General features: G+C 52.5%; 21 protein-coding genes. 9 read left to right on the forward strand and 12 right to left on the reverse strand.

Features of this window, described 5'->3' with window-relative positions; translation table 11 throughout:
* The first annotated feature begins 54 nt into the window (after positions 1-54).
* The 3 genes from DS878_RS01220 (at position 55) to DS878_RS01230 (ending at position 1,338) form a co-directional block, all read left to right on the forward strand.
* Entirely contained in the window at positions 55-675 is a 621-nt protein-coding gene (locus tag DS878_RS01220) for an RNA polymerase sigma factor (protein ID WP_113814115.1), read from the forward strand.
* Positions 669-929 carry a zf-HC2 domain-containing protein gene (locus tag DS878_RS01225; RefSeq protein ID WP_113814116.1) on the forward strand — a complete coding sequence of 87 codons (261 nt, stop codon included), beginning with the start codon at positions 669-671 and terminating at the stop codon, positions 927-929. The genes DS878_RS01220 and DS878_RS01225 overlap by 7 nt, the downstream gene beginning before the upstream one ends.
* 97 nt (positions 930-1,026) lie before the next feature.
* Positions 1,027-1,338 carry an EthD family reductase gene (locus tag DS878_RS01230; RefSeq protein WP_113814117.1) on the forward strand — a complete coding sequence of 104 codons (312 nt, stop codon included), beginning with the start codon at positions 1,027-1,029 and terminating at the stop codon, positions 1,336-1,338.
* Positions 1,339-1,403: 65 nt separating this feature from the next.
* Here the strand turns inward: DS878_RS01230 and nrtS are convergent, their stop codons facing one another.
* Genes nrtS through DS878_RS01245 form a run of 3 tightly spaced genes read right to left on the reverse strand, consistent with a single transcriptional unit; the run spans position 1,404 to position 3,335 of the window.
* Positions 1,404-1,718, reverse strand: coding sequence for a nitrate/nitrite transporter NrtS (nrtS, locus tag DS878_RS01235; protein WP_113814118.1), 315 nt, complete (start codon positions 1,716-1,718; stop codon positions 1,404-1,406).
* Between the two features lie 29 nt (positions 1,719-1,747).
* The gene (locus DS878_RS01240) at positions 1,748-2,437 is read right to left on the reverse strand and encodes a TVP38/TMEM64 family protein (protein ID WP_113814119.1); all 690 of its coding nucleotides are present in this window, start codon (positions 2,435-2,437) and stop codon (positions 1,748-1,750) included.
* Positions 2,438-2,483: 46 nt separating this feature from the next.
* Positions 2,484-3,335 (reverse strand): DUF547 domain-containing protein, encoded by an 852-nt coding sequence (locus DS878_RS01245; RefSeq protein ID WP_113814120.1) that lies wholly within the window; start codon positions 3,333-3,335, stop codon positions 2,484-2,486.
* A gap of 257 nt (positions 3,336-3,592) precedes the next feature.
* Here DS878_RS01245 and DS878_RS15445 point away from each other — a divergent pair, with 257 nt between their 5' ends.
* Together DS878_RS15445 and DS878_RS01250 are read left to right on the forward strand one after the other, a co-directional pair.
* Positions 3,593-3,751, forward strand: coding sequence for a hypothetical protein (locus DS878_RS15445; RefSeq protein WP_187298704.1), 159 nt, complete (start codon positions 3,593-3,595; stop codon positions 3,749-3,751).
* A gap of 91 nt (positions 3,752-3,842) precedes the next feature.
* On the forward strand, positions 3,843-4,598 hold the full coding sequence (locus DS878_RS01250) for a YiiX/YebB-like N1pC/P60 family cysteine hydrolase (protein ID WP_113814121.1): 756 nt from the start codon (positions 3,843-3,845) through the stop codon (positions 4,596-4,598).
* A 6-nt stretch (positions 4,599-4,604) separates the two neighbouring features.
* On the opposite strand, the gene DS878_RS01255 is transcribed toward DS878_RS01250, so the two are convergent.
* The 4 genes from DS878_RS01255 to DS878_RS01270 form a co-directional block, all read right to left on the reverse strand.
* Complete coding sequence (locus tag DS878_RS01255; RefSeq protein ID WP_113814122.1) at positions 4,605-4,799, reverse strand: hypothetical protein; 195 nt, start codon at positions 4,797-4,799, stop codon at positions 4,605-4,607.
* A 19-nt stretch (positions 4,800-4,818) separates the two neighbouring features.
* Positions 4,819-6,033, reverse strand: coding sequence for a YeeE/YedE family protein (locus DS878_RS01260; RefSeq protein WP_113814123.1), 1,215 nt, complete (start codon positions 6,031-6,033; stop codon positions 4,819-4,821).
* 11 nt (positions 6,034-6,044) lie between these two features.
* Positions 6,045-6,998, reverse strand: a complete 954-nt coding sequence (locus DS878_RS01265) for a sulfurtransferase (RefSeq protein ID WP_113814124.1) — start codon at positions 6,996-6,998, stop codon at positions 6,045-6,047.
* Positions 6,999-7,161: 163 nt separating this feature from the next.
* A complete protein-coding gene (locus tag DS878_RS01270; protein ID WP_113814125.1) occupies positions 7,162-7,785 on the reverse strand; it encodes a YbhB/YbcL family Raf kinase inhibitor-like protein in 624 nt (207 codons plus the stop codon).
* 180 nt (positions 7,786-7,965) lie between these two features.
* On the opposite strand from DS878_RS01270, the gene DS878_RS01275 reads away from it, so the two are divergent.
* On the forward strand, positions 7,966-8,706 hold the full coding sequence (locus DS878_RS01275; protein ID WP_113814126.1) for a spermidine synthase: 741 nt from the start codon (positions 7,966-7,968) through the stop codon (positions 8,704-8,706).
* 24 nt (positions 8,707-8,730) lie between these two features.
* Here the strand turns inward: DS878_RS01275 and DS878_RS01280 are convergent, their stop codons facing one another.
* The gene (locus tag DS878_RS01280) at positions 8,731-9,291 is read right to left on the reverse strand and encodes a TIGR00730 family Rossman fold protein (RefSeq protein WP_113814127.1); all 561 of its coding nucleotides are present in this window, start codon (positions 9,289-9,291) and stop codon (positions 8,731-8,733) included.
* A gap of 168 nt (positions 9,292-9,459) precedes the next feature.
* Here DS878_RS01280 and DS878_RS01285 point away from each other — a divergent pair, with 168 nt between their 5' ends.
* Positions 9,460-10,770: an NAD(P)/FAD-dependent oxidoreductase gene (locus tag DS878_RS01285; RefSeq protein ID WP_113814128.1), complete on the forward strand. Its 1,311-nt coding sequence runs from the start codon at positions 9,460-9,462 to the stop codon at positions 10,768-10,770.
* 68 nt (positions 10,771-10,838) lie between these two features.
* Here the strand turns inward: DS878_RS01285 and DS878_RS01290 are convergent, their stop codons facing one another.
* Positions 10,839-11,525 carry a response regulator transcription factor gene (locus DS878_RS01290; RefSeq protein WP_113814129.1) on the reverse strand — a complete coding sequence of 229 codons (687 nt, stop codon included), beginning with the start codon at positions 11,523-11,525 and terminating at the stop codon, positions 10,839-10,841.
* 564 nt (positions 11,526-12,089) lie between these two features.
* Here DS878_RS01290 and DS878_RS01300 point away from each other — a divergent pair.
* Positions 12,090-15,290, forward strand: coding sequence for an outer membrane lipoprotein-sorting protein (locus DS878_RS01300; protein ID WP_113814131.1), 3,201 nt, complete (start codon positions 12,090-12,092; stop codon positions 15,288-15,290).
* 9 nt (positions 15,291-15,299) lie between these two features.
* The gene (locus DS878_RS01305; protein WP_148707053.1) at positions 15,300-16,544 is read left to right on the forward strand and encodes a hypothetical protein; all 1,245 of its coding nucleotides are present in this window, start codon (positions 15,300-15,302) and stop codon (positions 16,542-16,544) included.
* A 90-nt stretch (positions 16,545-16,634) separates the two neighbouring features.
* Here the strand turns inward: DS878_RS01305 and DS878_RS01310 are convergent, their stop codons facing one another.
* From DS878_RS01310 to DS878_RS01320, 3 genes are all read right to left on the reverse strand, one after another.
* The gene (locus tag DS878_RS01310; RefSeq protein ID WP_113814133.1) at positions 16,635-18,188 is read right to left on the reverse strand and encodes a methyl-accepting chemotaxis protein; all 1,554 of its coding nucleotides are present in this window, start codon (positions 18,186-18,188) and stop codon (positions 16,635-16,637) included.
* A 115-nt stretch (positions 18,189-18,303) separates the two neighbouring features.
* Positions 18,304-20,280, reverse strand: coding sequence for a diguanylate cyclase domain-containing protein (locus tag DS878_RS01315; protein ID WP_113814134.1), 1,977 nt, complete (start codon positions 20,278-20,280; stop codon positions 18,304-18,306).
* Positions 20,281-20,342: 62 nt separating this feature from the next.
* Positions 20,343-21,674: an HD-GYP domain-containing protein gene (locus tag DS878_RS01320; RefSeq protein WP_113814135.1), complete on the reverse strand. Its 1,332-nt coding sequence runs from the start codon at positions 21,672-21,674 to the stop codon at positions 20,343-20,345.
* Positions 21,675-21,767 lie beyond the last annotated feature (93 nt).

A 21,767-nucleotide genomic window follows, 5' to 3' on the forward strand; every position in this document is an offset into this window, starting at 1 on the left:
CAGAAACACTAAAAACAAAATGACTCCCCAAAAACTGATAAGGAACGGCAATCCATGGGCACTAAAGCGCATCCGGATCCACAAGGTTTACTGATTGATGAACTGAAACTAGGCAGCTCATCCGCCTACAAAGAGGCCGTTCGGGAATACTCTCCGGGGATGTTGGCAGTAGCCCGGTTTTATATGGACCACTCCAGTGCTGAAGAGGTGGTCCAGGACTGCTGGGTTACGGTGATTGACGCCATTCACAAGTTTGAAGGCCGTTCCGGCCTGAAAACCTGGCTGCACCGGATCGTCGCCAACCGCTGCAAGAACAAGCTCCGCTCCAGCAACAGGGAAGTCGCTACTGATTTTTCAGAGAGTCTCGATCCGGAACTTGCAGACCGCTTCAATGCCACAGGCCGCTGGGACCTGCCACCAAAACTAAAGTTCCACGAATCTGCTGACACACTTATGGAAAATGATGCGCTCAGTGGCTGCCTGGACAAACACCTGTCGGCTCTGCCAGAAACCCAGCGTTCGGCCCTGATGCTGTACGAAGCCCATCAGCACAAATCTGAAGATGTCTGTAACATTCTTGATATTAGTGCATCTAACCTCCGTGTACTTTTACACCGCGCGAGGCAGAAGATCTTTCTGATGGTTGAAACGTTTCAGGAGACAGGAAAATGTTGATGTGCAGGGATCTGGCAGACATAGCCAGTGACTACATAGATGGTGAACTCACGAGCCGGCAAAACCTGTCTGTGAAAATGCATTTGATGATGTGCAAGCACTGCCGCACGTTTATCGGAAACCTTCGGGCAAGCACGGAAATGATGAAGGCTCACTCATCAGGCAGGCCGAACGAGGAATTCATGCGCAGAATTGATGAGCGGGTAGCGGAAGCACTCAAAACATGGGAACCCGAGGACGGGGATAAAAATTAACCATTCAAATCTTGTTCTAAAGTGCCATTGGCCAAACACATCTGGCGCGGTTCAATGAACGTCTCATGTCCGAATTCCAACAGGCGAGGCACCAACAATGATAAAAGTCAGCGTACTCTACCCGAAGACTGCAGATAGCACTTTCGACATTGCCTATTACCGTGAAACTCACATGGCGCTGGTTCGTGAAAAACTCGGAGACGCCTGTAAGGGAACCGCCATCGAATCAGGCCTGGCAGGAGGCGCACCGGGGGAACCACCCGTCTACATAGCCATGGGACACTTGTTTTTTGATTCTGTAAGTGACTTCGAGACAGCGTTTGGACCTCACGCCAACGAAATCCTGGGGGATATCCCGAATTTCACGAACGTACAACCTGCTGTTCAGATCAGCGAAATTATCCAGTAAACGATTACCGTCGGGTGGGGCCGGAGTTTTCCGCCTCACCCGGTTCCAGAGTGCTACAAAACACCCTACCGGGACTGCACCTGTTGTGTTTCCTCATACACTATCTGTTCTGTGAGCTCGGCTTCCCGGCGAAGATGAAGGTCCTTGCTGACGCTGGTATACGTTGACACCATATATGGAACGCAATAAGTCAGAACCACCTTCACCCAGTCCATGGCCCCCGCACCAACAATAGCTTCCCACTGATTGATCAGGACCAGCAGAGTGCCAACGATTGCCGCCAGCTTCGCAGCACGGCGAGGCGTACCATGGCCTATCGCCAGCTCAAAAGCCTCCCGGTAATGTCGAAACGGCCAACGCAGAACTTTCAGAAAAGACATAAGGCTATCCATGGTTTACGCATGAAACTTCAGGCCCTGCCCAGTTGCAGAAAACGAGACAGACGGGAGCCAGGATGCCTGCTGAGATACAGAGGCAGTACGCTCATGATCAGAAGGATAACAATCGCCGCCACTACGGTCAGTGCAGGGCTGAGATCAAAGCTGTGGCCCAGCCCGGCAAACACAAATGTCATGGGGAGCATCCCCAGGGTTGTGGCGATCGCATAGCGCCAGAAGGATATTGCAGTGACGCCGGCGGCATAGCTGATCAGAGCAAAGGAAAACAGCGGAATCAGGCGCGTCAGTGCCACTGTAACAAACAAAAAACGCTGGGATCCGGAAGCTGAGAAAACCGGGTTGTTCCCCAGTTTGCGCCGGACCGCCTCACGCCCCAGAACCCGCGCCAGATAAAAAGCAATAATGGATCCGGCAAGGGCGCCCGACACAGCAACCGCAGTTCCAGTGAACATGCCGTATGCAAGCCCTGAGGCCGCGCTAATGGGCAGTGTTGGAATCGGCCCGATAACCACCGCGAGGACCATTAGCAGCATCAACAACATTGGCCCAAACACGCCCTGACCATTAAACCACTCCGACAAAGATTCCGGTGCCAGGCTTACCGGCATACCCAACTGACTAAGAAGCAGCCAGATGCCCCCCATCACGAAGGCGATAATGACCAGAAAAGCAAAGCGGAAAGCCCATTGTGAACAGTTCATCAGGCTATTCTACCGGCCATGTCGTGACTATGCACTGTCACCCGCTTCATTCGGAACCCGTTATTCCCATATTCTCAGGCAGATTAAGGGACCAGTCATAAGCGATGTAATCCAGCTCATTCGTACCCGCCAGCTGCTCCACAACAGTGTCGCTGGCCCAACGCAGGATAAAGGCCCTCACCGAGCCCTCAGCCTCAACAAAGTCCTGCTTGTACCACTTGAACAATTCCGTGCCATACAGAGTGTTGCCTGACACCTTAAGATGGCGTTGGGTGCTGAGCGCCCGGCGAGTGTTCTCCTGCAGCAGGTCCTCAAGGTTGTCTGCGGTGTAAATTTGTTCGCGTAACGGAGGGCAGCCGACAGAAGCGCAGTTTACGGCGAAGTGAACCCGGGCATCCTTCCAACCCCTGGATTTATAGTCCTCACCCAACAACACGCCTTTTTCGATCTGGCTCAGGCTGAAGCGCTCCCCGCCAATCACGAAGTTTTCCCGGTCAAAAACACTGTCAACAAACGGATTTACCCGGCCACCGTAATCCCAGACGGATGTGACAAGCTCACCGCCCGGCCGCTCGGTAAGAATCTGCTCAAGCATGAAAAAATTGTAGGCATTTATCCAGAAGGCTACCGACTCTTTCCGGTCGTCCAGGTTTCCGATATCGAACTCCGCCAGAGCATTGCGCTGCTGTTCCAGCATCTGCACCAAGTCTGTATCCGCCAAAGCGGAGGGGTAATCAAAAGCAGAAACCAGTCCGTCACCGGGTAATGCCTGTTCGATAAGATAACCGGACAACAGGCGCTGGTAGGGTTTGTATAGCTCTTCATTAACATCCGCCCAAACCAGGCCTGGCAAAAGAACCCATGCAAAAAAGCCTGTTACTAGCCGATATCCACTCATAGCCACTCCCAAGTCAGTTTAATGATTAGTGCTGCAAGACGATGACTACAGACACGGGCAGGGCTGTTTTGTTACACGGCCAACACCTGAAGAAATGAAATAAACGAGACAGACGTTCCCACCCTCTCCAGCATGCAAATAATCCGTAACACTCGGAGTGTTGGTGTGTCCAAAGAGTGCAAGCCACACATCAGGATGTTGACTGAATTCACAGCAACGCAAATGTGGCCTCTATACAAACCAAAAGGAACAGAATCATGAAAACCTTCACACTGACAGGCGCTCTTATTGCTTTGGCTTTGACATTCGCAGCAACAGCACATGCAGAAGGCGTAAGTGCCGAAGATATCGAGCGCGGAAACAATCCATCCTGCTACCATATCCAGGAAAGCGGAAGCCAGGGTTCAGTCGCCTAAGTAGTGAACCCTGCTTCACAAGCCCGGACGAACCCCAGACCTCCTGGGGTTCTGCCTGTTGGGGACTATCAACACACAACCGGAGTGAAGAATGTTTTTGAGCTGGCTGGCGAAACACCTCGCCGCTTACCTTTCCAGGCAGGTGGCACAGCATTCAGTGCCCACATCAACCTACGAAGCTCTGGAAAGAGCACTCCAACCCGGAGATGTTCTGCTGGTGGAAGGTGATGCCCGCATCAGCGTGGCTATAAAGTACCTGACCCAATCAACCTGGTCTCATGCGGCTCTGTATCTGGGGCCGGATGCAGGTCTGGGAACATCAGAAGACGGAGAGCCCTGCACGCTGATCGAAGCGGACCTGGAAGCAGGTATTCGCCCTCTGCCGCTGTCATTCTATCGCCACAGCCATACCCGCATCTGCCGTCCGGTGGGGCTGAATGAAGAGAACATTCGTGCGCTCACAGATTATGCCCTGAGCCGGCTGGGCCACCAATATGATATGAAGAACGTTTTTGATCTGGCGCGCTACCTTATCCAGACACCCCCGGTGCCTGCACGACACAGGTATAAACTGCTGTCATTTGGCAGCGGCGACCCTACCCGGGCTATCTGTTCCACGTTTATTGCAGAAGGATTCCAGCGCCTGCGCTATCCGATCCTGCCGACCATCAACACCATGCCATCAGACGACCCGAACTGCTCGGGCTGCATTCGTGAGCATTACCGGATCCGGCAAACGTCCTTGTTCACACCCAGGGATTTCGATGCATCTCCGTATTTCCGGATTATCAAACCAACGCTGGAAGACAACTTCGATTTCAGGGCTATCAACTGGGCAGATCTGTGATCTACCTCAGTTACGGGTTGAGGGGCAGGGTGCTCCGCAAGGTGCGCAGGCGGATTCATCCCTCTGCGTCAGCGCGGTTTGTACATTCCCCTGCCCGGAATTAAAGGCAAAAGTAGGGCTGTTAAGGTGATCCACCAAAATCAGCGCCAGAATAACGCCAAGCATGATCAGAATCCGGCCCCGGCTGTATGCTTTGTCCATAGTGGCTAATCTCTCCATATCAGTCAGGTAACCGGAACCAGGGGCGCAGGCGAATACCTATCAACGACCCCGCAAAAGCACAGGCAAACCAGATCCACGCGTGCAGGCTGGCCGATGAAATACCGGAAAACAGCGCGCCAATATTGCAGCCGAAGCCCAAACGGGCACCATAGCCAAGAAGCAGTCCACCCACCACGGCAGCCAGCAGCGGGCGACGCTGAGGACGGTTCCGGCTGGCTTCATTGAAGCGATTGGCAAGGCCCGCCGCCAGCATGGCGCCGAGCAGCAACCCGAAGTTCATTACCGAAGGAATATTGGTCAGCAAGGAATCCTTGAGCGCCATCGCCGGGTAATCCCACTGCCAGAACTCAAACTGCGACATGTTTACGCCAACAGCTTCAAGGGCCTTGGCACCCCATACGTTGAAGGCAAAGGTCACACTCCAGGGTGAGCCGCCGATACCCAGGGTCAGCGCATTTCCCGCGGCCAGAATCAGAATGGCCCAGGTGAACGGCCAGCGACCGCTGATCAGAGTCCTCAAAACACCGTGTTCCTGACCTTTCCAGAGCAATTCATTCCGTTCAAGAGTTCCGTGGGCCTTGAGCTCAACCCGGTTAACCCAACGGGCAATCAGGCCCAGGCCCAGAAGCTGAACAATGATGGCACCGCTGACGCCGAAGGTATTAACCAGAGGTACCGGATCAAAACCAGGCTGGTCCAGCCACCAGGGCAGATGGATAGAGCCAAGCACGGCGCCAGCAATAAAAAATACCAGGGTAACTACCATGCGGATGTTACCGGCGCCGACAGTAAACAGCGTGCCCGAGCCACAACCGCCACCAAGCTGCATGCCAATCCCGAACATGAAAGAACCAACAACCAGAGACGTACCCACAGGCGCGACAGCACCCACAAGGCCAGCCTGCCCGCTGTAGAGCATGGGCACCATAATCAGAGAAGACAGGGCAAACAGCATCAGCTGAGCGCGCATACCCGCACCGCGCTTTTTAAGCACCAGATTGCGCCAGCCTGCTGTAAACCCGAAAGCTCCGTGATAGAGAGCCATACCAAGCACAGTACCGATTGCAAACAGTGCAACCATAAACGGTGCCGTTTCGAGCCAGATAAGCCCGCCAAGCACGCCCAACCCGGCAAGCGCCGTCAAAACCACGAAACGGTCAACAATCCAGGCAGGCGGTTTCACCCCTGCCTGAAGTACAGCTGATTCACTCATTGCAATAGCACTCAGTTAAAGAAATCGAGAAGTTTTCCAAGGCCGCGCTTGGCAACCTGCATGGGGCGATCGCTGTCCTGACTCCATTCCGACATGGAACCATCGTACAAAGCGACCTCACTGAAACCTGCCAGCTCACTCATCACGAACCAGTCGGTTGCAGCCCAGTGGCCAGTGTTACAGAAAGCGATTGTGCGGCTATCGGCTTTCAGATTCGCCCGCTCAATGCTCCCGTTGATAGCGTCTTCGTTGAGGTACCACACATCGGACAGCTCACTGACAAACTGGTGGTGGGGCAGATTCAAAGAGCCGGGGATGGTCCCGGGCGACTTGGCTGCCGGAGAGGTTGTTTCACCCAGGAAGTAATCTTCCGGGCGGGCATCGACCAGCTGCCCCTGGTTCTCCCGGGCATGCTGCACTTCACTCAGAGACGCAATCAGCTCTTCCTGTACGGAACCTTTGAAATCAGCAAACGGGCGATCTGCGCCTTCACCGCTGGCCACTTCATACCCTTCTGCCTGCCAGCCGGCAAAGCCACCGTTCAGGATGGTAACCTCATCATGCCCCAGAACACGGAAGGTCCAGAAGACACGCGCCGCACTGCCAAAGTCGGTGGCACCCGTCCCTGCCGGAACAATCACTACAGTGGCATCATTACCGATACCCAGGCCACCGATCAGACGCTCCATGCTTTTTACCGGCGGCAATACTCCCTGAACACCATCACGGCTTTCTCTCCAGCCATCGTCTGTATAACTGCTGTAAACGGAACCGGGGATATGGGCTTTCTGGAAACTGGTTCGATCACCGCCGTTGTCGATACCGGATCTCACATCCAGAACCACAATATTGTCCTGACCAAGGTGGGATTTCAGCCAGGCTGCATCAACCAGCGGTGGTGTATCGGTGCCAGCAACGGCCAGCGAACTGGCCAGAAACAGGATAGCGATGAAAAGACGGCCCATGCGGTTTTCTCCATAACGGATGAATTCATGGGCGCCATTATGGACCTGCAAAAAAGGAATTTACAGATATAGCATTATTCTATTTGGGAATATCAAAATATCCCGAGGCCAGTTGGCCTCCTCTACGGAGCACCAACTGAGGCCTCTGGCCATGAGCTGACAGCTAGCGCAGTTCCGGATTCAGTGTGTAGGTTCCAGTTACCCTGGCACTGGCCAGAACATGGCCCGCCATGGCCTTGCGTACCGCTTCACCATCAAACTCCCCGGAAAGCCCCAGAGATTCAATGTCCAGCGCATGCACTTCGTAGTGATAGTGATGCAGAAGCTCATCATTCCAGGGTGGGCAGGGGCCATCGTAGCCACCATAGGTGCCCGCCATATCAGGGTTTCCAGCCAGAAACTGAGTAAAGTTGTTTACGCCGCGCAGACCGACGGGGCCCGGGCCTGCGGGTTTACCCTTGGGTATCACACCGTCGCTGTCTTCACCCTCGGGAATACGGCTGACACTGGCGGGAATGTCTACCAGCAACCAGTGAAAAAAATCCACTCGCGGAATATCCTTTGAAACCCTCTTACCTTCCTGATTCGCATCATCCGCAATACTGGGCACATCCGGATCAAACATCATCACCACAAAGCTTTTGGTTCCCTCTGGTGCATCTTCCCAGGACATCCCGGGGTTGCGATTGGGGCCAAAACTCATATGATCTTCCGGATTGAACACGCCGAACGCGAATATCTCCGGGACGGGCTTGCCCTCTTCAATACCCTCAACGTTCAGTTTCATGGTGCTTTCTCCTGTTGTTTATTGCAGTTAATAACCGGGGTCTGACTCACTGATTGTGCCAGAGACCGGTCCATTCTGTGATAAAACCTTGTACCAACGGTATCGTACGTATGTCCAGCCATACAGATACACTTATCAATCACCTGGATCACTAACCCCGACTTCCTCAAAGAGCACAGCATGTTCAATAAAGGCGAGATTATTCACCATAGCCGGGACAAAACCGGCAGCATTCTGGTGATCGACTACCGTAAACACCGGGTACTGACCTTCAATTCACAGTTTGAACAAAGCAAGATCGACCGGCGATATCCGCACCTCCCGGTGCATGAATACAGCCGCGCCATGCTGCTACCCGCTGCCTTTATCGATCCGGGCCACGTAACCATACTGGGGCTTGGAGGAGGAGTAATGGCCGGCGCGTTCCATCACCTTTATCCGGAATGCAGGGTTCACGCCGTTGAACTCAGGCAAGCTGTTCTGGATGTGGCGAGAGAATACTTTGGTTTACCCGATAGTGACCGCCTGAGCGTCACCATTGCCGATGCCCGAAACGCCCTGAACGATCTGCCTGATGCCAGCACCGACATGATCCTGTCGGACCTGTACAACGCAGACCGCATGAGCCCCGCTCAGGCGCAGCGCCAGTTTGTAGAAAGCTGCAGCCGGGTGCTGAGCCCCAACGGCTGGCTGGTTCTGAACTACCACAGAACACCCGACGCCGAAGGGCCTTATTTTCGCCAGTTGAGGAAACACTTTGCAGCGCTGCTGATATTCAAAAGCAAAACCAACAACACCATAGTGTACGCCAGCAAAAAGCCCTTCGAGCCTATGCACCCTAAAGACCCTTCGCTTTCCAACCTCGAAAAGCGCTTGCCAATCGACTGGAGCCGGCTGATGGGCCGAGTCAGCCGGCTTTGAATACGTTCATGATGCTCGGGCTGCTCAGGTCCACTTTTCCCGAGGGGGAAGGTATGACCTGAATCCATCAATCAGTTCTTCAGGGGTTTGTGCAAGCACGATCATATCCAGATAGCGCTGCTTTACGAAACCTGAGGCCACCATGGATTTAATCATGTCGAGCAACGAGTTGTAGAATCCATCCACGTTATAGAGCGCACAAGGTTTTTTGTGGAAACCGAGCTGCGCCCAGGTCCAGACTTCAAAAATTTCCTCCAGCGTGCCTATGCCACCAGGCAAGGCTACAAAGCCATCGGCCAACTCCGCCATTTTGGCTTTACGCTCATGCATATCCTTCACAACAAAAAGCTCAGTAAGCCCCGGGTGTGCTAATTCCCGGTTCACCAGATGCTCGGGAATAACACCATAAACCTTGCCGCCGCTGGCCAGCACCGCATCGGCGGTAATACCCATAAGACCGACATGCCCACCACCAAACACCAGGTCTATCCCGTTTTTACCAAAGAACTGCCCCAACTCACTCGCTTTCTCAGCATATAGCGGTTCATTACCAGAACGGGAACCACAGTAAACTGCTATTTTCATACTTTCCTGCCTCTTGCTGCATGTCCAATAGTAGATAGGCATTCCGACTAATTGTGCCCTCTGCCTGGGGCGCGTTAGTATCCTACCTTGTATCCGGGCTCCAGTGACGACAGCCAAGCGTTTTTTTGGAAGAGTGCTTGGCTCTCTTTACTTACAGGGCTTATGACTATGGAAAACCTTCATCATATCGTGGTGGTCGGCGGCGGTGCCGGTGGTCTCGAACTGGTAACCAGCCTTGGCAGAAAACTCGGCAAAAAAGGCAAAGCCCGCATTACCCTCGTTGACGCCGGGCTGACTCATGTCTGGAAGCCGCTGCTACACGAAGTTGCATCCGGCTCTCTGGATGCCAGTACCAATGAAATCAACTACCGGGCCCACGCCCGTAAACACCATTACGAATTCCAGCTCGGGCGCATGAATGGCCTGAACCGCGAGACCAAAGAACTGGTGATAGCAGCCTTCCTGGATGAAGACGGCAAAGAAGTTGTTCCTGAACGTCGCCTGAAATACGACACTCTGGTGATTGCCGTAGGCAGTACTGCCAATGATTTTGGCACCCCGGGCGCACAGGAGAACTGTCTGTTTCTGGACAGCCTGAAACAGGCTCAACGTTTTCACCACCTGCTGCTGAACGCCTTTCTGCGCAAAAATCACGAAGGCCAGCAAGGCCAGGATCACATACTGAATATAAGCATTATCGGGGCAGGTGCCACGGGGGTTGAGCTTGCAGCGGAGCTGCGCCTCGCTTCGCGGGAATTACCGGTGTACGGCATGAACCACCTGAAAGCCTCTGATATAAACATTACCGTAATTGAAGCCACCGACCGGATTTTGCCTGCACTTCCGGCGCGGCTCTCGGCCGCCGCCGCCAAGGAACTGGAACACCAGCACGTCAAAGTGCTGAATGGCCAGCCTGTAAGCGAAATTCGCCCCGACGCAGTGATACTGAAAGACGGTACTGAGCTGGCGTCTGAAATGACGATCTGGGCCGCTGGTATCAAAGCCCCCGCATTCCTGGCAAATCTGGATGGGCTGGAATCCAATCGCGGCAACCAGCTGGTTGTGCACCAAACACTACAAACCACCCAGGATGTCGATATATTCGCTTTCGGCGACTGCGCTGCCTGCCCACAACCGGATTCTGACCGCCCGGTTGCCCCCCGCGCCCAGGCTGCGCACCAGCAAGCCGACACCTTGTTTAAAACTCTGTGCAACCGGCTGGAAGGTAAAGACGCCGTACCCTTTGTGTACAACGACTATGGCTCCCTGATCAACTTCAGCCGCTACACCACTGTCGGCAACCTGATGGGCAACCTCTCGGGCCGCAGCATGTACATAGAAGGTAAGGTGGCCCGCCTGTTCTATGTATCTCTGTACCGAATGCATCAGGTTGCGCTACACGGTTTTTTGCGCACCGGCCTGATCTGGTTCATGGATAAGATAAGCCGGGCGATGCAGCCGAGGTTGAAGTTGCATTAAAGTGTCCCGGGCTTGGGAGAGGTTTAGCATGCGCGCTGCCCAGGGCTGCGCGCTAACCGTGAAAGGCTCTATTTAGTTGCTGCTACTTTCATTGCCAGAGCTGTCCGATTTGCCACTCCGGTCTTACGGAACAAGGCATGTATCTGGTTTCGAACTGTATTCGGGCTTGAGCCCAGCTCCCGCGCAATCTGCTTGTTACTATTACCGCTGGCAACGAGTTTGAGGATTTGCACCTCCCTGGCCGTAAACTGATACCAGTCCAGCCCCTCATCATTCTGTTCGGAAGGAGCACAAGACGGAAAGTTATCAGCCGCATATATTTGCACAGCTTGCTCAACAAGCCCTGCCACCATACGTTTGACTGTTTTGACGTCATTCCAGTATTTGATCGAGCTAATGACGACAAACAGCAGACTGTTATCCCCAAGCTGAGCCGCATGGACAGCAAAGCGTCGTCCAAGGACCGGCTCCTGCTTCAATACGCGCCGACCAATACAAGTGCATTGACCCAGATCCACCAGCGATGGCGTTCGCATCGCTGTCCACAATGCAACAAGGGACGCACAGTGACTCTGTAAGGTTTCGGGTTCTTCGTGAATTTCGCCATCGAGAAAGAGAACTTCTTTAAAATGCACTGCAGGGCCATTTACATCTGTAATACCAATGGCGGTGCAGTCCACGTCCAATTCCAGAAAGGATGGGGCGCTCATACTTTCTTTAAGTGTTTGCAAACTACCGCTCTTGACACCTGTCATATTCAACCTTCCTTAGTAGATGTGTCCAGATCCTCCATTATAGGTCCATCTTCTAAGTGACGGGTATGAGCGGCCCCAACATCCCTTGACTCAAACCTGTCTCTAGTTCGCCTGAATCAAGCTGAAGCCCAGTACCTACCAGAATGGTATATCTGTTCCATTGTCGACCAAGTGCCGTGATTCCTACTATGGCGACATGAAAACACATATACCTGACCCATTGGATTATCCCCAGGCGCGAGTAACATCGCTCCCGGTTCATGTTCACGATTTGCTCAGGCATGCAGAGCAGGTGCACGGTTCAGCAACAGTGACATCTCTATCATTGGATGGCGCTGTCACAACTCAAACCTATTCTCAGTTCGCCACCGCGGCACAGCATCGAAGCGCCGAGCTGCAGAAACGGGAGGGAGGCCGGGCTCCGACACAATACCTGCTCCTGGACAGCTTTCCATACACGCCGTCTGCAAAAGTTCAAAAATATCTGCTCAAAGAACAAATCGCCTGCCGCCATAACAATAACGAGACTTTGACTCCTGATGCTTCCTGCCGAGGTCATGACTGATGACAGACATAACTAAAACGTCCGTAATAACCCCCGTTGCGAATGGCGCTCTTAAAAGCTCATTGCCCCTCGAAGGGTATCTGCGTTGGGTGGTCAACCACCGAGCCTGGATCATCACCTTGATACTGGCACTGTCAGCCTTCTTCGGTTTTTTTGCAGCCAAACAACAAGTCATCATCAATCCATCTGCGGTAGTACCGCAAAGCCACCCCTATATCAAGGCAACCAACACCATTGAGCAGATTTTCGGCTCGAAGTACATGGTGGTGATTGGCTTGACACCAACCGAGGGTGACGCATTGCAACCCCACGTATTGGAGGCAGTAAAACGTATCACCGACCAGCTATACGCTGCCCCTTCAGTAACCAATCGAACTTTGCTTAGCCTGTCATCCCGACAAGCCAAAAGCATCGCTGGTAATGCCGACGGGTTTGAAGCAAGACCCTTGCTTGCTGACCAGATACCCGACACGGCCCAGGAGCTTGAGGCTTTGAAGGCCACAATAATGAGTAATCCCATCTACCGCGATGCAGTTATCTCCAGAGACTGGCGTACTGCGACCATCATGCTCGAGCTAAAAGAAAACCCCAATGGTTTTGGTGCCATGCTTTCGGAAGTACATGAAATTCTTAGCCGGGAAAATCTTTCGGGTATCGACATTTCCTTGAGTGGCAACCCGGTTTTTCTAGAGCAGGCAGAAGTGTTTGCAGACAGGATAAACTGGTTATTTCCCATCGCTGTATTGGTTATCGGGCTGTTGCATTTTGAAGCCTTCCGAACCGTCCAGGGCTTGGTTCTGCCTCTGATTACAGCCGTCCTCTCGGTAGTGTGGGGGGTCGGCATCATGGGCTTGATGAAGGTACCAATGGATATTTTCAATTCGCCCACGCCAATTCTGATCCTCGCGGTAGCAGCCGGGCACGCTGTGCAGTTGCTGAAACGCTATTACGAGCATTTCATCGACTTGGTCAACGTGCAAAACATGGAACCACACGCAGCCAATCGCCTCGCCACCATTCAGTCCCTCGCCGCAGTAGGTCCGGTGCTCGTAATCGCCGGTGGTATTGCCGCATTGGGTTTCTTTTCACTGGTGGTCTTTGAGCTGGAAACCGTACGTGCCTTCGGCATTTTTACTGGCATAGGCCTACTCTCTGCCGTCATCCTGGAGTTCACCTTTACGCCAGCTGTACGTGCCAGTCTGAAGCCACCTTCAGCAGCTCATATCGATACTGAAATGAAGCCACGCATCTGGGATCGCCTGAGCAACACCATCGCCCGGACTGTGATCAGCTCTATCAGTCGTCGATGGGTGTTGTTGTTCTTCGTGGTACTTATAGGTGTGGCTATTGCCGGCTGGCCCAAAGTGCATGTTGATAACTCAAGCAAAAGTTTTTTCGCTGACTCACTGCCTATACAGCAGGATGATAACCTGTTGAACGCGCAAACCGGCGGTACAAATGTGCTGTACATCATGGTTGACACCGGGCAGCCTGACGGCATCAAGAACCCTCAGGTTCTGACCGCCATTCGCACACTCCAGGCTGATGCAGCAGCCCGAACAATAGTCGGAAAAACCCTCTCCATCGATGATTTCATTCAGCGCATGCACCAGGCCGCCCTCGGTGATCCGGCACTGCCTGTACCGCTTCCCGATGATCAGAACCTCATCGCTCAGTACTTGTTCCTGTATTCGATGTCAGGCGATCCTGAAGACTTTTCAGCCTATGTTGACTATGACTACCAACGGGCAAAGATCTCGATCATGTTACGTACCAACAGCAATGCAGAAATTGGTCAGCTGGTCAGTGAACTGAGCTCCCTGGCGGCCCAGAGTTTTCCCGATCACGTGACATTGTCCTATGGTGGAGAAGTAGCACAGACATTGGCCGTAACCGATGTCATGGTCCACAGCAAGCTATTGAATATTGGTCAGATTCTATTTGTGATCTTTTTGGTGGCTGTGATTGCCTTTCACTCTTTTATTGCCGGCTTTCTGGTGCTCTCACCGCTGCTGGTAGTGCTGTCGCTGGTGTTTGGTGTGATGGGCTATTTCGGCGTGCCACTGAACATTCCCAACTCTCTGATCTCGGCTATGGCGGTAGGCATCGGTGCCGACTACGCGATCTATCTCATTTACCGCATCAGTGAATACACCAAGCAAGGCCAAAGCTTGCCTCACGCAGTCGAAATGGCTATCAAAACCGCTGGCAAAGCCTGTCTGTTCGTTGCCACAGCAGTCGCCGGCGGCTATGCCGTGCTGATGTTTTCCTACGACTATAAGGTTCATGTATGGCTTTCTACATTCATCGTGCTGGCCATGCTAACCAGCGTTCTGGCAACACTAACACTTATCCCAAGCGTGATTCTGACCTTTAAACCGGCTTTCATTTTCCGCCGGCGATCCGGCGATCGCGGCGCTGTACTTCTGGTCATCCTCGCATCCATCGGCTTCCTGACATATTCCCAAGTGGGTTGGTCTGCTGAACAGATCATGGAACGCAATGCTGCCGTAACACGCTTCACCACGTCGACGGCCGATGCAGAATTCATTTTGCAAAACAAGAACGGATCAACCCGCACGCGCAGGTCAAATATGTCCTCCAAGCTCCAGGAGAACGGACAGGACACTATGCGTCTGGTCCGCTTCGACGCCCCTGCAGATATTCGCGGTACTACTACGTTACTGATAGAACACACTGCTGCAGATGATGATATGTGGGTCTACCTCCCGGCTATGCGTCGGGTACGCCGGCTGGTGGCTTCAAACAAAAAAGACAGCTTTATTGGCACTGACTTCAGTTTTGGCGATGTCATGGGCCATAAAGTTAATGACTGGCAGCACAGCCTGCTGAGACAAGACGTGCGAGACGGTGTCGAACACTATGTCGTTGAGTCGCTGCCTGTCGACGAAGACGTACGCATCCATTCGGGCTATAGCAAACGAGTGACCTGGGTGCGCATGGACAACTTTGCCACAACTTATGTGGAAGCCTTTGACATACATGGCAAACCCTACAAAACCTTCAGTTTCTCCGACATTCAGCAGGTTGATGCCGAAAACGACAAGTGGCAACCGATGCGGGCTGAATGCACTAACTTGCAGAGTGGTCACAGCACGACGATCCACTTCAGCAACTTCAAGGTTGGCGAACCGCTAAGCGACAGGCTGTTCTCAGCAAACAACCTGGCGATTCAATAGGAGGCAGAAGTGAGAGGTTCTCAATTGCTTCGTTGGGTGGCCGGTGCACTGGCAACGCTATCGCTTACATCTCAGGGATACGCCAACTTGCCACAATCAAACGGCGAAATCACCACGGGCTTATGGTCATCGAATCGCATGCTGGATAACCAGCATGCGATGTCCTCCAACCGTCTCAAGCTCAATATCGATTGGCAGGCCTCCGGAAACCTGCAACTACGGTCTGAGGTCTGGGCGCTCTCATCACCGGAAAGGCTGGATGGCAAGCGCGAAGACGCCGGGATAAGTGAGCTCTATATCCGGAACAGGGACTGGCTCTGTACCCCGGCGCTAGGCAAAAAACAGGTCATTTGGGGTCGAGCAGACGGTATCAATCCAACTGATTTGGTGTCGCCCACCAACTATCGCCGACTAACCCCAGAGCGTAACGATCAGCGTAGCGGGAACTGGGGCCTGCATCTGGATTGCGCCGTCAATCAAGGCCGGCTGCAAATACATGCGCTGAACCACTTTCGATTCAATGACGTGCCCTTGCCAACTACAACCGGTGTGCAGTTTATCGAAGAAGACCCTAGCGTGCGACCAACTCTGGCGGTCAAGTACGATGTGCTCGGCTCCACAGCCGATTGGTCAGTAAGCGTTATCGACGGACACGACCTCTTTCCCACTTTTGCGTTGCGCAATATTACATCTCAGGGGATTACGTTGGGCCAACATGCCACACGAATGCGAATGCTTGGCAGTGACCTTACCCTGGTGCGCGGAGGGCTAGCCTACAGAGCTGAGATTGCATGGGTCGATTTTCATCAGGCGTCGAATACATCAGTAGCCCGCCGGCGACCATACACCTCATTAATTGCTGGAGCCGAATGGTACCTGGGCGATAGCGAGACAGTGTCGCTGCAGAGTTTCTGGCGACACTTGAAATCCCTTTCACAGCCATCCAGCGATCCGCTGATGGAACAAATTCAAGATGCACAATCACTTGTTAGTAACGAACTGGATACGGACCAGTATGGAATTACCTTCAGGTATGCAAAGCCCTTGATCGACTCAAAAGCAGACCTGGATATCTTCGCTGTATGGACGGAGCCTCGGGGTGACTGGATGCTCAGAGGCCGTCTTAAGTATGCACTGACCGACAACTTTCGCATCAATACCGGGTTCGAGTTTTTTGGGGGCCCGGAGGAGTCGTACCTTGGGCGGTTACGAAACAACTCATTAACCTTCGTCGAGGCAAGCTACCTATGGTAAGTCAATTGCCTCTGAAAAAGAGAGCGTCCTATGCAAATTTTATTTATGTGTACCCATAACAGCTGTTGCAGCCTCTTGTTGCCCGCCAGCCTATTTGAATCTCACTACAAGCTCGTGCAGTTCCCCGGCTATGTTTTCCATCTGCTGAACCTGGTTTATCGCCAGTTCCCCCTTGTGCAGACTATCCGTACCCAGGCTGGAGATATGCTCAACCTGCCCATTTATCTCGTCATATACCTGAGCCTGTTCCTCTACAGCAGCCGCCATCTGGATGGACATTTCAGCAATTATGCTAACCGACCCGGCTATCTGCCCCAACGTGGTCTCGGCTTCCAGCATATGTGTCAGCCCGCTATCGGCGGCATTTTTGCCTTCATCAGTCGCGCGCACAGAATCAGATGTCCTGGAGAGCAAGGCCCCTATAATGCCGTGAATTTCCTGTGTTGAATCCTGTGTCCGTTTCGCAAGGCTCCGCACTTCATCTGCAACAACGGCAAACCCGCGGCCATGCTCGCCAGCCCGGGCCGCTTCGATCGCTGCATTCAACGCCAGCAAATTTGTCTGGCCTGCAATGTCTTCAATGATTTTCGCCGCGTTGGCAATTTTCTGACTTTCAGAGGCAAGCTCGCCAACCGATTCACTGATGCTGTGGACCGTTGTTTGCAGGCCTTCGATAACTTTTCGGGTTGTTCCGATAACAGCAGTACCGCTATCCGCCAGCTCTCGGGATTCCGCAGCCTTGTTGGCAGTATTCTGAACGTTGGAAGACACCTCGGAAATGGTCTTGGATACCTGATGCACTGAAGCCGCCACGTTACCGATTTCAGCCTGTTGCTTCCGGAGGGCTTCATGGGATTCGTAAGTGACTTCAAGTCCCTGCATGGCACCCGCTTTTACTTGCCCGGCAGAATCTTCGAGCCTTGTAAGCACCGCATCCAGGTGTGCTTTCTGAGCCAGTATGGCAACCTTTAGCCGCCCCAGCTCGAGATCATCATCAGTGTAGCTCTGCGCAGCAAGATCGTCGGTAAAGCTCTTTTCAAGCAGTTGCATCACCGAGCTGATCAGCCGGCGACGCGAACGGTGTATCCAGACAATGTATGCGGCCACTCCAAGTACAAATGTTGCCTGGGCAAGTATGGCCTGGCCAAAGTAGTACATAAGCACAGTGAGAATTGCAGTCGCCGCCAGAAACAGTGCCTCTGCCGGGAACCTCCGCAGAAAAGCAGTATCTGAACCGCCCTGGCGAATCCTCGCGTATTGTTTTTCCGCTCTCCGGATATCTTCTCTTGAGGGACATGAGCGAACCGATTCATAACCTACGACCGTACCGTTTTCAGTGATGGGTGTTATGTAGGCACTGACCCAGTAAAAATCACCGTTCTTGCGGCGATTTTTAACCATTCCCATCCAGGGAGTGCCGGCCTTGAGGTGGGACCACATGTTTTCGTATGCAGCCGGAGGCATATCGGGGTGGCGCACGATGTTATGTGGCTGGCCAAAGAGTTCTTCCCGCGTAAATCCGCTGACATCCACAAACGCCTGATTGCAGTGGCGGATGGTACCCTTCAGGTCTGTTGATGAGATGAGTTTTTGCGACCCTGAAAAGGTAAACTCAGTATCCGTTACGGGTAGATTCTTTCTCACTTAAGCGCCTCGTTATAACCGGAATAATCGGTCTAATCTGGCACAGGATGGTCTGTGTGTGAATCTTTTCCGCTTAACATATTGTATCTATAAGACTGAACAAGTATTCATGTTTTCAACAACTTCCGGAACAACAATCATCAGCAGACAAACATTTCTCTTTGATAACAAGCCGGTTTTTGCCTGCTCGCTTCGCTTCATACATAGCTGCATCAGCATCCTGCATAAGGCCTTCGCTGGTAATACCCGCACCGCGGGCAACAACAATACCAATACTCACACCCACACGAGCTTCGCCTTCAGGCAATACAACAGGTTCACCAACAGCCCTAATGATTTTTTCAGCGACGATTGCAGCATTTTCCGATGCAGAGACTTCGGTCAACAGTACAATGAACTCATCCCCACCCATACGCACGACCATATCGGTTTCGCGAACGCAGTCCTGCAGCCTGGAGGCTATTTCCTTTAGCAGCACATCACCAGCATCGTGACCATAGGTGTCGTTAACCGCTTTGAAGTTGTCAAGATCGAGGAACATAAGCCCCAGATAACAGGAATGGCGAGTTGAGAGTTCAATCGCCAGTTGCAGTCGATCTTCCAGACCCCGCCGGTTGGGTAAGCCTGTCAAAGTATCCTGGTAGGCAAGCGAATGGATTTTTTCCTGGTACTGTTTGGTCTCGGAGAAATCCTGGAATGAGATCACCACACCTTCATCCCCTGTGTCACTGGTTAAAGGCGCGGCGTTCAGGGTCACCGGGATGGTCGCGTTGTCTTTACGGCGGAACTCTTCATTTTTGCTGCGATAGAGCTGGCGTGTATTCATCACGTTGAGGATAGAACAGTTTGTTTCATTGCCATCATGAACATGAAATATCTGGTGCCCCTTTTTAGCAACTACCTCGTCAAAACCCCAGCCCAGAATACGCTCAGCTTCAGGGTTGATGTAGGTAACCAAGCCATCTTTATCCATCACAATCAGGCCATCACCCAACACGCTGGAAATTCTCCAGAACCGTTTTGCCTGTTGGATTTTTTCGCGGCTTAGCTGGCGACGTTTGTGGCGGGAAAACTGGAAATAGAACACAGCCACCAAAACCATCACCACGCCAGCAAGATATAAACTCCAAACCCATGGATTCAAAAAAATGGCCGTTGTTGGCAACGAGCTACGAGGTACAAAAGAAACAGCCTTCCAGACATAATCCCCTCCCACTACCGACGAATTCATGCCCTGTAGCGGTCTGACAGATTCAAACACGAACAGGCCTTCCTGAGTGTCTGCATAACCACTGTCGCTTTGTGCAATCTGCAGCCATGCCTGGGGGTACTCACGTTTAAAAGCCGGCGGCAGGCCGAACATAAACCCCCACTCGTTATTTTTATCGGGGCCGGAAAGAACATCACCGTCACTGTTGAGCAAAAACGCAGGGTAGGTGTCCGCCATACTCAACCTGAAGGTATCCAGCAGCGCCTGCCCCTTCATATTGAGAATAACCACACCTCTATTCGGCCCTGTGTCATCAAAAACCCGCACACCAAGGCGGATCATCGGGAGATAGGGAACATCAACCTTTCCATTTTCGACATTCAGGTCCAGAGGAGAGACATATACTTCATTTTCTGAAAGCTCCCGGGTATTAATAAAATAATACCGGTCGCCTTTTGGCTGTAAGGCGCTATCACGTGTAGTAACGCTGTGCCCGAATGAATTCTCAAGCCGCACCAGCTCCATGCCCTCACTGTCAAGAAAGCGCAGTTGGCTGTATATCGGTTTCTGCTCAAGTTGTGCCCGGAAAACCTGCTGCAACCACTGTTTCTCTGCTTCGGTTCTTTGCCGGTTAAACTTTTCTGTTGCGGGCAGTTTGGATATCGCCAGCAGATCGTTAGCTGTGTAGTCAAAAATCTGCTCCAGCAACCCGGATGTCAGTTTTGTTTTTGCCTGTTCAGCGATTTTTATGTCCACAACCTGCCGGGCCGAGTGATAACTCAGGGCACCCGAAAAAATAGCCGTAAACACGAGTACACACAACAAACCTGTGATCAGGGCTGGCTTGATATACCCCCGTTTCTGCAAACGAATGTCAGACATGTGTACCAGATGTTTAGTTTCAGAGAAGGTGTCACTGCAGCGTAAAGATGGCCCGGTAAGCTTTATTCTATATCAGACTCAGCCAAGGATGCTGTTACGATTAGGCCATCCTTCACGTAGTCTTTCAGAATAACGCCGTAAGTCCCATCAGGCACTTCTTTGGAAATGAGATAAACCGTTCCATTATCGTCTTTGGGAGATTCCCTTAAGTCCAGCACCCTGGACTCAGACACAGGTGCTTTATTCTTGTCCCGAACCATTAGCACCTTCGGCTTGAGCCTGTGGCCTTCAAAGCTTTCAACCACGATCCCAACTTCGCCATTCTGCATATCCACAATGGATCCTGGTGGGTATATGCCAACCATCCGGATAAAAGCATCCGCTAATTCGGCATCAAACTGGGTTCCGCGATTCTTATGGATAATTTCCAGAGCCTGCATGGACGCAAGGGCTTTCTGATAAACGCGTCTGCTGGTGATCGCATCGTATGTGTCCACCAGCGAGATAATCTTGGCAAAGTAGGGTATTTTTTCGGCCGGAAGCCCCCTCGGATAACCCTTTCCATCGATCCGCTCGTGGTGGGAAAATGCCACATCAACAGCTGTTTGCAGGGGAGCACCGGTGCTGATAAGAATGGAACGCCCGTATACTGCATGATTACGCATGATATCGAATTCGCCGTCAGTCAGGCGGCCAGGCTTGTTCAGTATCTCATTTGGTATTTTGGTTTTACCCACATCGTGTAGCAAGCCACAAAGAGCCAGGTTCTGGATCTCGCCCTTTATCATACCGAGAGATTTACCAAACGCTGCTGCCAGAATGGAAACGTTAATGCAGTGCTCAGCGGTATACTCATCCTGGTTCTTGATCTTGGTGAGCAGCATCAACGCGTTCTCGTTACGCAGTACGCTTTCTACGCAACTATTCACGACGACCCGGGCGTTGTTTATATCCAGCGTACGGCTGACACGCAAACCGGACATGATGGACTTGGCGGTGCTCTGAGCTTCCTCAAACTTCATGGTGGCCGCTTGTATTTCACGGCCCACGTTCACCTGGTTTATGTAGGAAACGCGCCTGCGGGGAATGGTGTTAGCTTTGACGGAATTCGGCGCCTGCGTATACTTCTGGTTACGCTTGAGACTCCCCTTCGGGCGGCCCCGGCTGGAAACCTTCTCTCCGGGCTGTCTCTGTTTCTCGGCGATGCCCTGTATAACAACGAAGTCACACTGACGGCGCAATGCATGGACTTCTGACATGTCGTTAATGATGAAGCCCTGCACGAGGAAATCCGTTTCTTCCCAAGGCCTGTCCAGCCGGATTACGTGCATGCCAATTTCAAGATCAGCAACATCGATCTGGGTTTCAATAAGCTCAACGTACGTACTGCGCATAGCTAACGCCTAGGAGTGAGATCCAAGCTTAATACCCGGAGATATTAACTTAAAACACACTCGGAGCCTGTAAAAATTGGTTAAACGGGAGCT

The sequence above is a fragment of the Marinobacter sp. F3R11 genome (genome assembly GCF_003318275.1).
Taxonomy (GTDB): domain Bacteria; phylum Pseudomonadota; class Gammaproteobacteria; order Pseudomonadales; family Oleiphilaceae; genus Marinobacter.

Bases quoted from the DNA above. Each gene is read 5' to 3' on its own strand.
- DS878_RS01315 (WP_113814134.1), bottom strand. From the start codon at position 20,280: ATGTCTGACATTCGTTTGCAGAAACGGGGGTATATCAAGCCAGCCCTG.
- DS878_RS01300 (WP_113814131.1), top strand. From the start codon at position 12,090: ATGACAGACATAACTAAAACGTCCGTAATAACCCCCGTTGCGAATGGC.
- DS878_RS01255 (WP_113814122.1), bottom strand. From the start codon at position 4,799: ATGGACAAAGCATACAGCCGGGGCCGGATTCTGATCATGCTTGGCGTT.
- DS878_RS01220 (WP_113814115.1), top strand. From the start codon at position 55: ATGGGCACTAAAGCGCATCCGGATCCACAAGGTTTACTGATTGATGAA.
- nrtS (WP_113814118.1), bottom strand. From the start codon at position 1,718: ATGTCTTTTCTGAAAGTTCTGCGTTGGCCGTTTCGACATTACCGGGAG.
- DS878_RS01270 (WP_113814125.1), bottom strand. From the start codon at position 7,785: ATGAAACTGAACGTTGAGGGTATTGAAGAGGGCAAGCCCGTCCCGGAG.
- DS878_RS15445 (WP_187298704.1), top strand. From the start codon at position 3,593: ATGAAAACCTTCACACTGACAGGCGCTCTTATTGCTTTGGCTTTGACA.
- DS878_RS01245 (WP_113814120.1), bottom strand. From the start codon at position 3,335: ATGAGTGGATATCGGCTAGTAACAGGCTTTTTTGCATGGGTTCTTTTG.
- DS878_RS01320 (WP_113814135.1), bottom strand. From the start codon at position 21,674: ATGCGCAGTACGTACGTTGAGCTTATTGAAACCCAGATCGATGTTGCT.
- DS878_RS01285 (WP_113814128.1), top strand. From the start codon at position 9,460: ATGGAAAACCTTCATCATATCGTGGTGGTCGGCGGCGGTGCCGGTGGT.
- DS878_RS01290 (WP_113814129.1), bottom strand. From the start codon at position 11,525: ATGACAGGTGTCAAGAGCGGTAGTTTGCAAACACTTAAAGAAAGTATG.
- DS878_RS01240 (WP_113814119.1), bottom strand. From the start codon at position 2,437: ATGAACTGTTCACAATGGGCTTTCCGCTTTGCTTTTCTGGTCATTATC.
- DS878_RS01275 (WP_113814126.1), top strand. From the start codon at position 7,966: ATGTTCAATAAAGGCGAGATTATTCACCATAGCCGGGACAAAACCGGC.
- DS878_RS01230 (WP_113814117.1), top strand. From the start codon at position 1,027: ATGATAAAAGTCAGCGTACTCTACCCGAAGACTGCAGATAGCACTTTC.
- DS878_RS01280 (WP_113814127.1), bottom strand. From the start codon at position 9,291: ATGAAAATAGCAGTTTACTGTGGTTCCCGTTCTGGTAATGAACCGCTA.
- DS878_RS01250 (WP_113814121.1), top strand. From the start codon at position 3,843: ATGTTTTTGAGCTGGCTGGCGAAACACCTCGCCGCTTACCTTTCCAGG.
- DS878_RS01260 (WP_113814123.1), bottom strand. From the start codon at position 6,033: ATGAGTGAATCAGCTGTACTTCAGGCAGGGGTGAAACCGCCTGCCTGG.
- DS878_RS01265 (WP_113814124.1), bottom strand. From the start codon at position 6,998: ATGGGCCGTCTTTTCATCGCTATCCTGTTTCTGGCCAGTTCGCTGGCC.
- DS878_RS01225 (WP_113814116.1), top strand. From the start codon at position 669: ATGTTGATGTGCAGGGATCTGGCAGACATAGCCAGTGACTACATAGAT.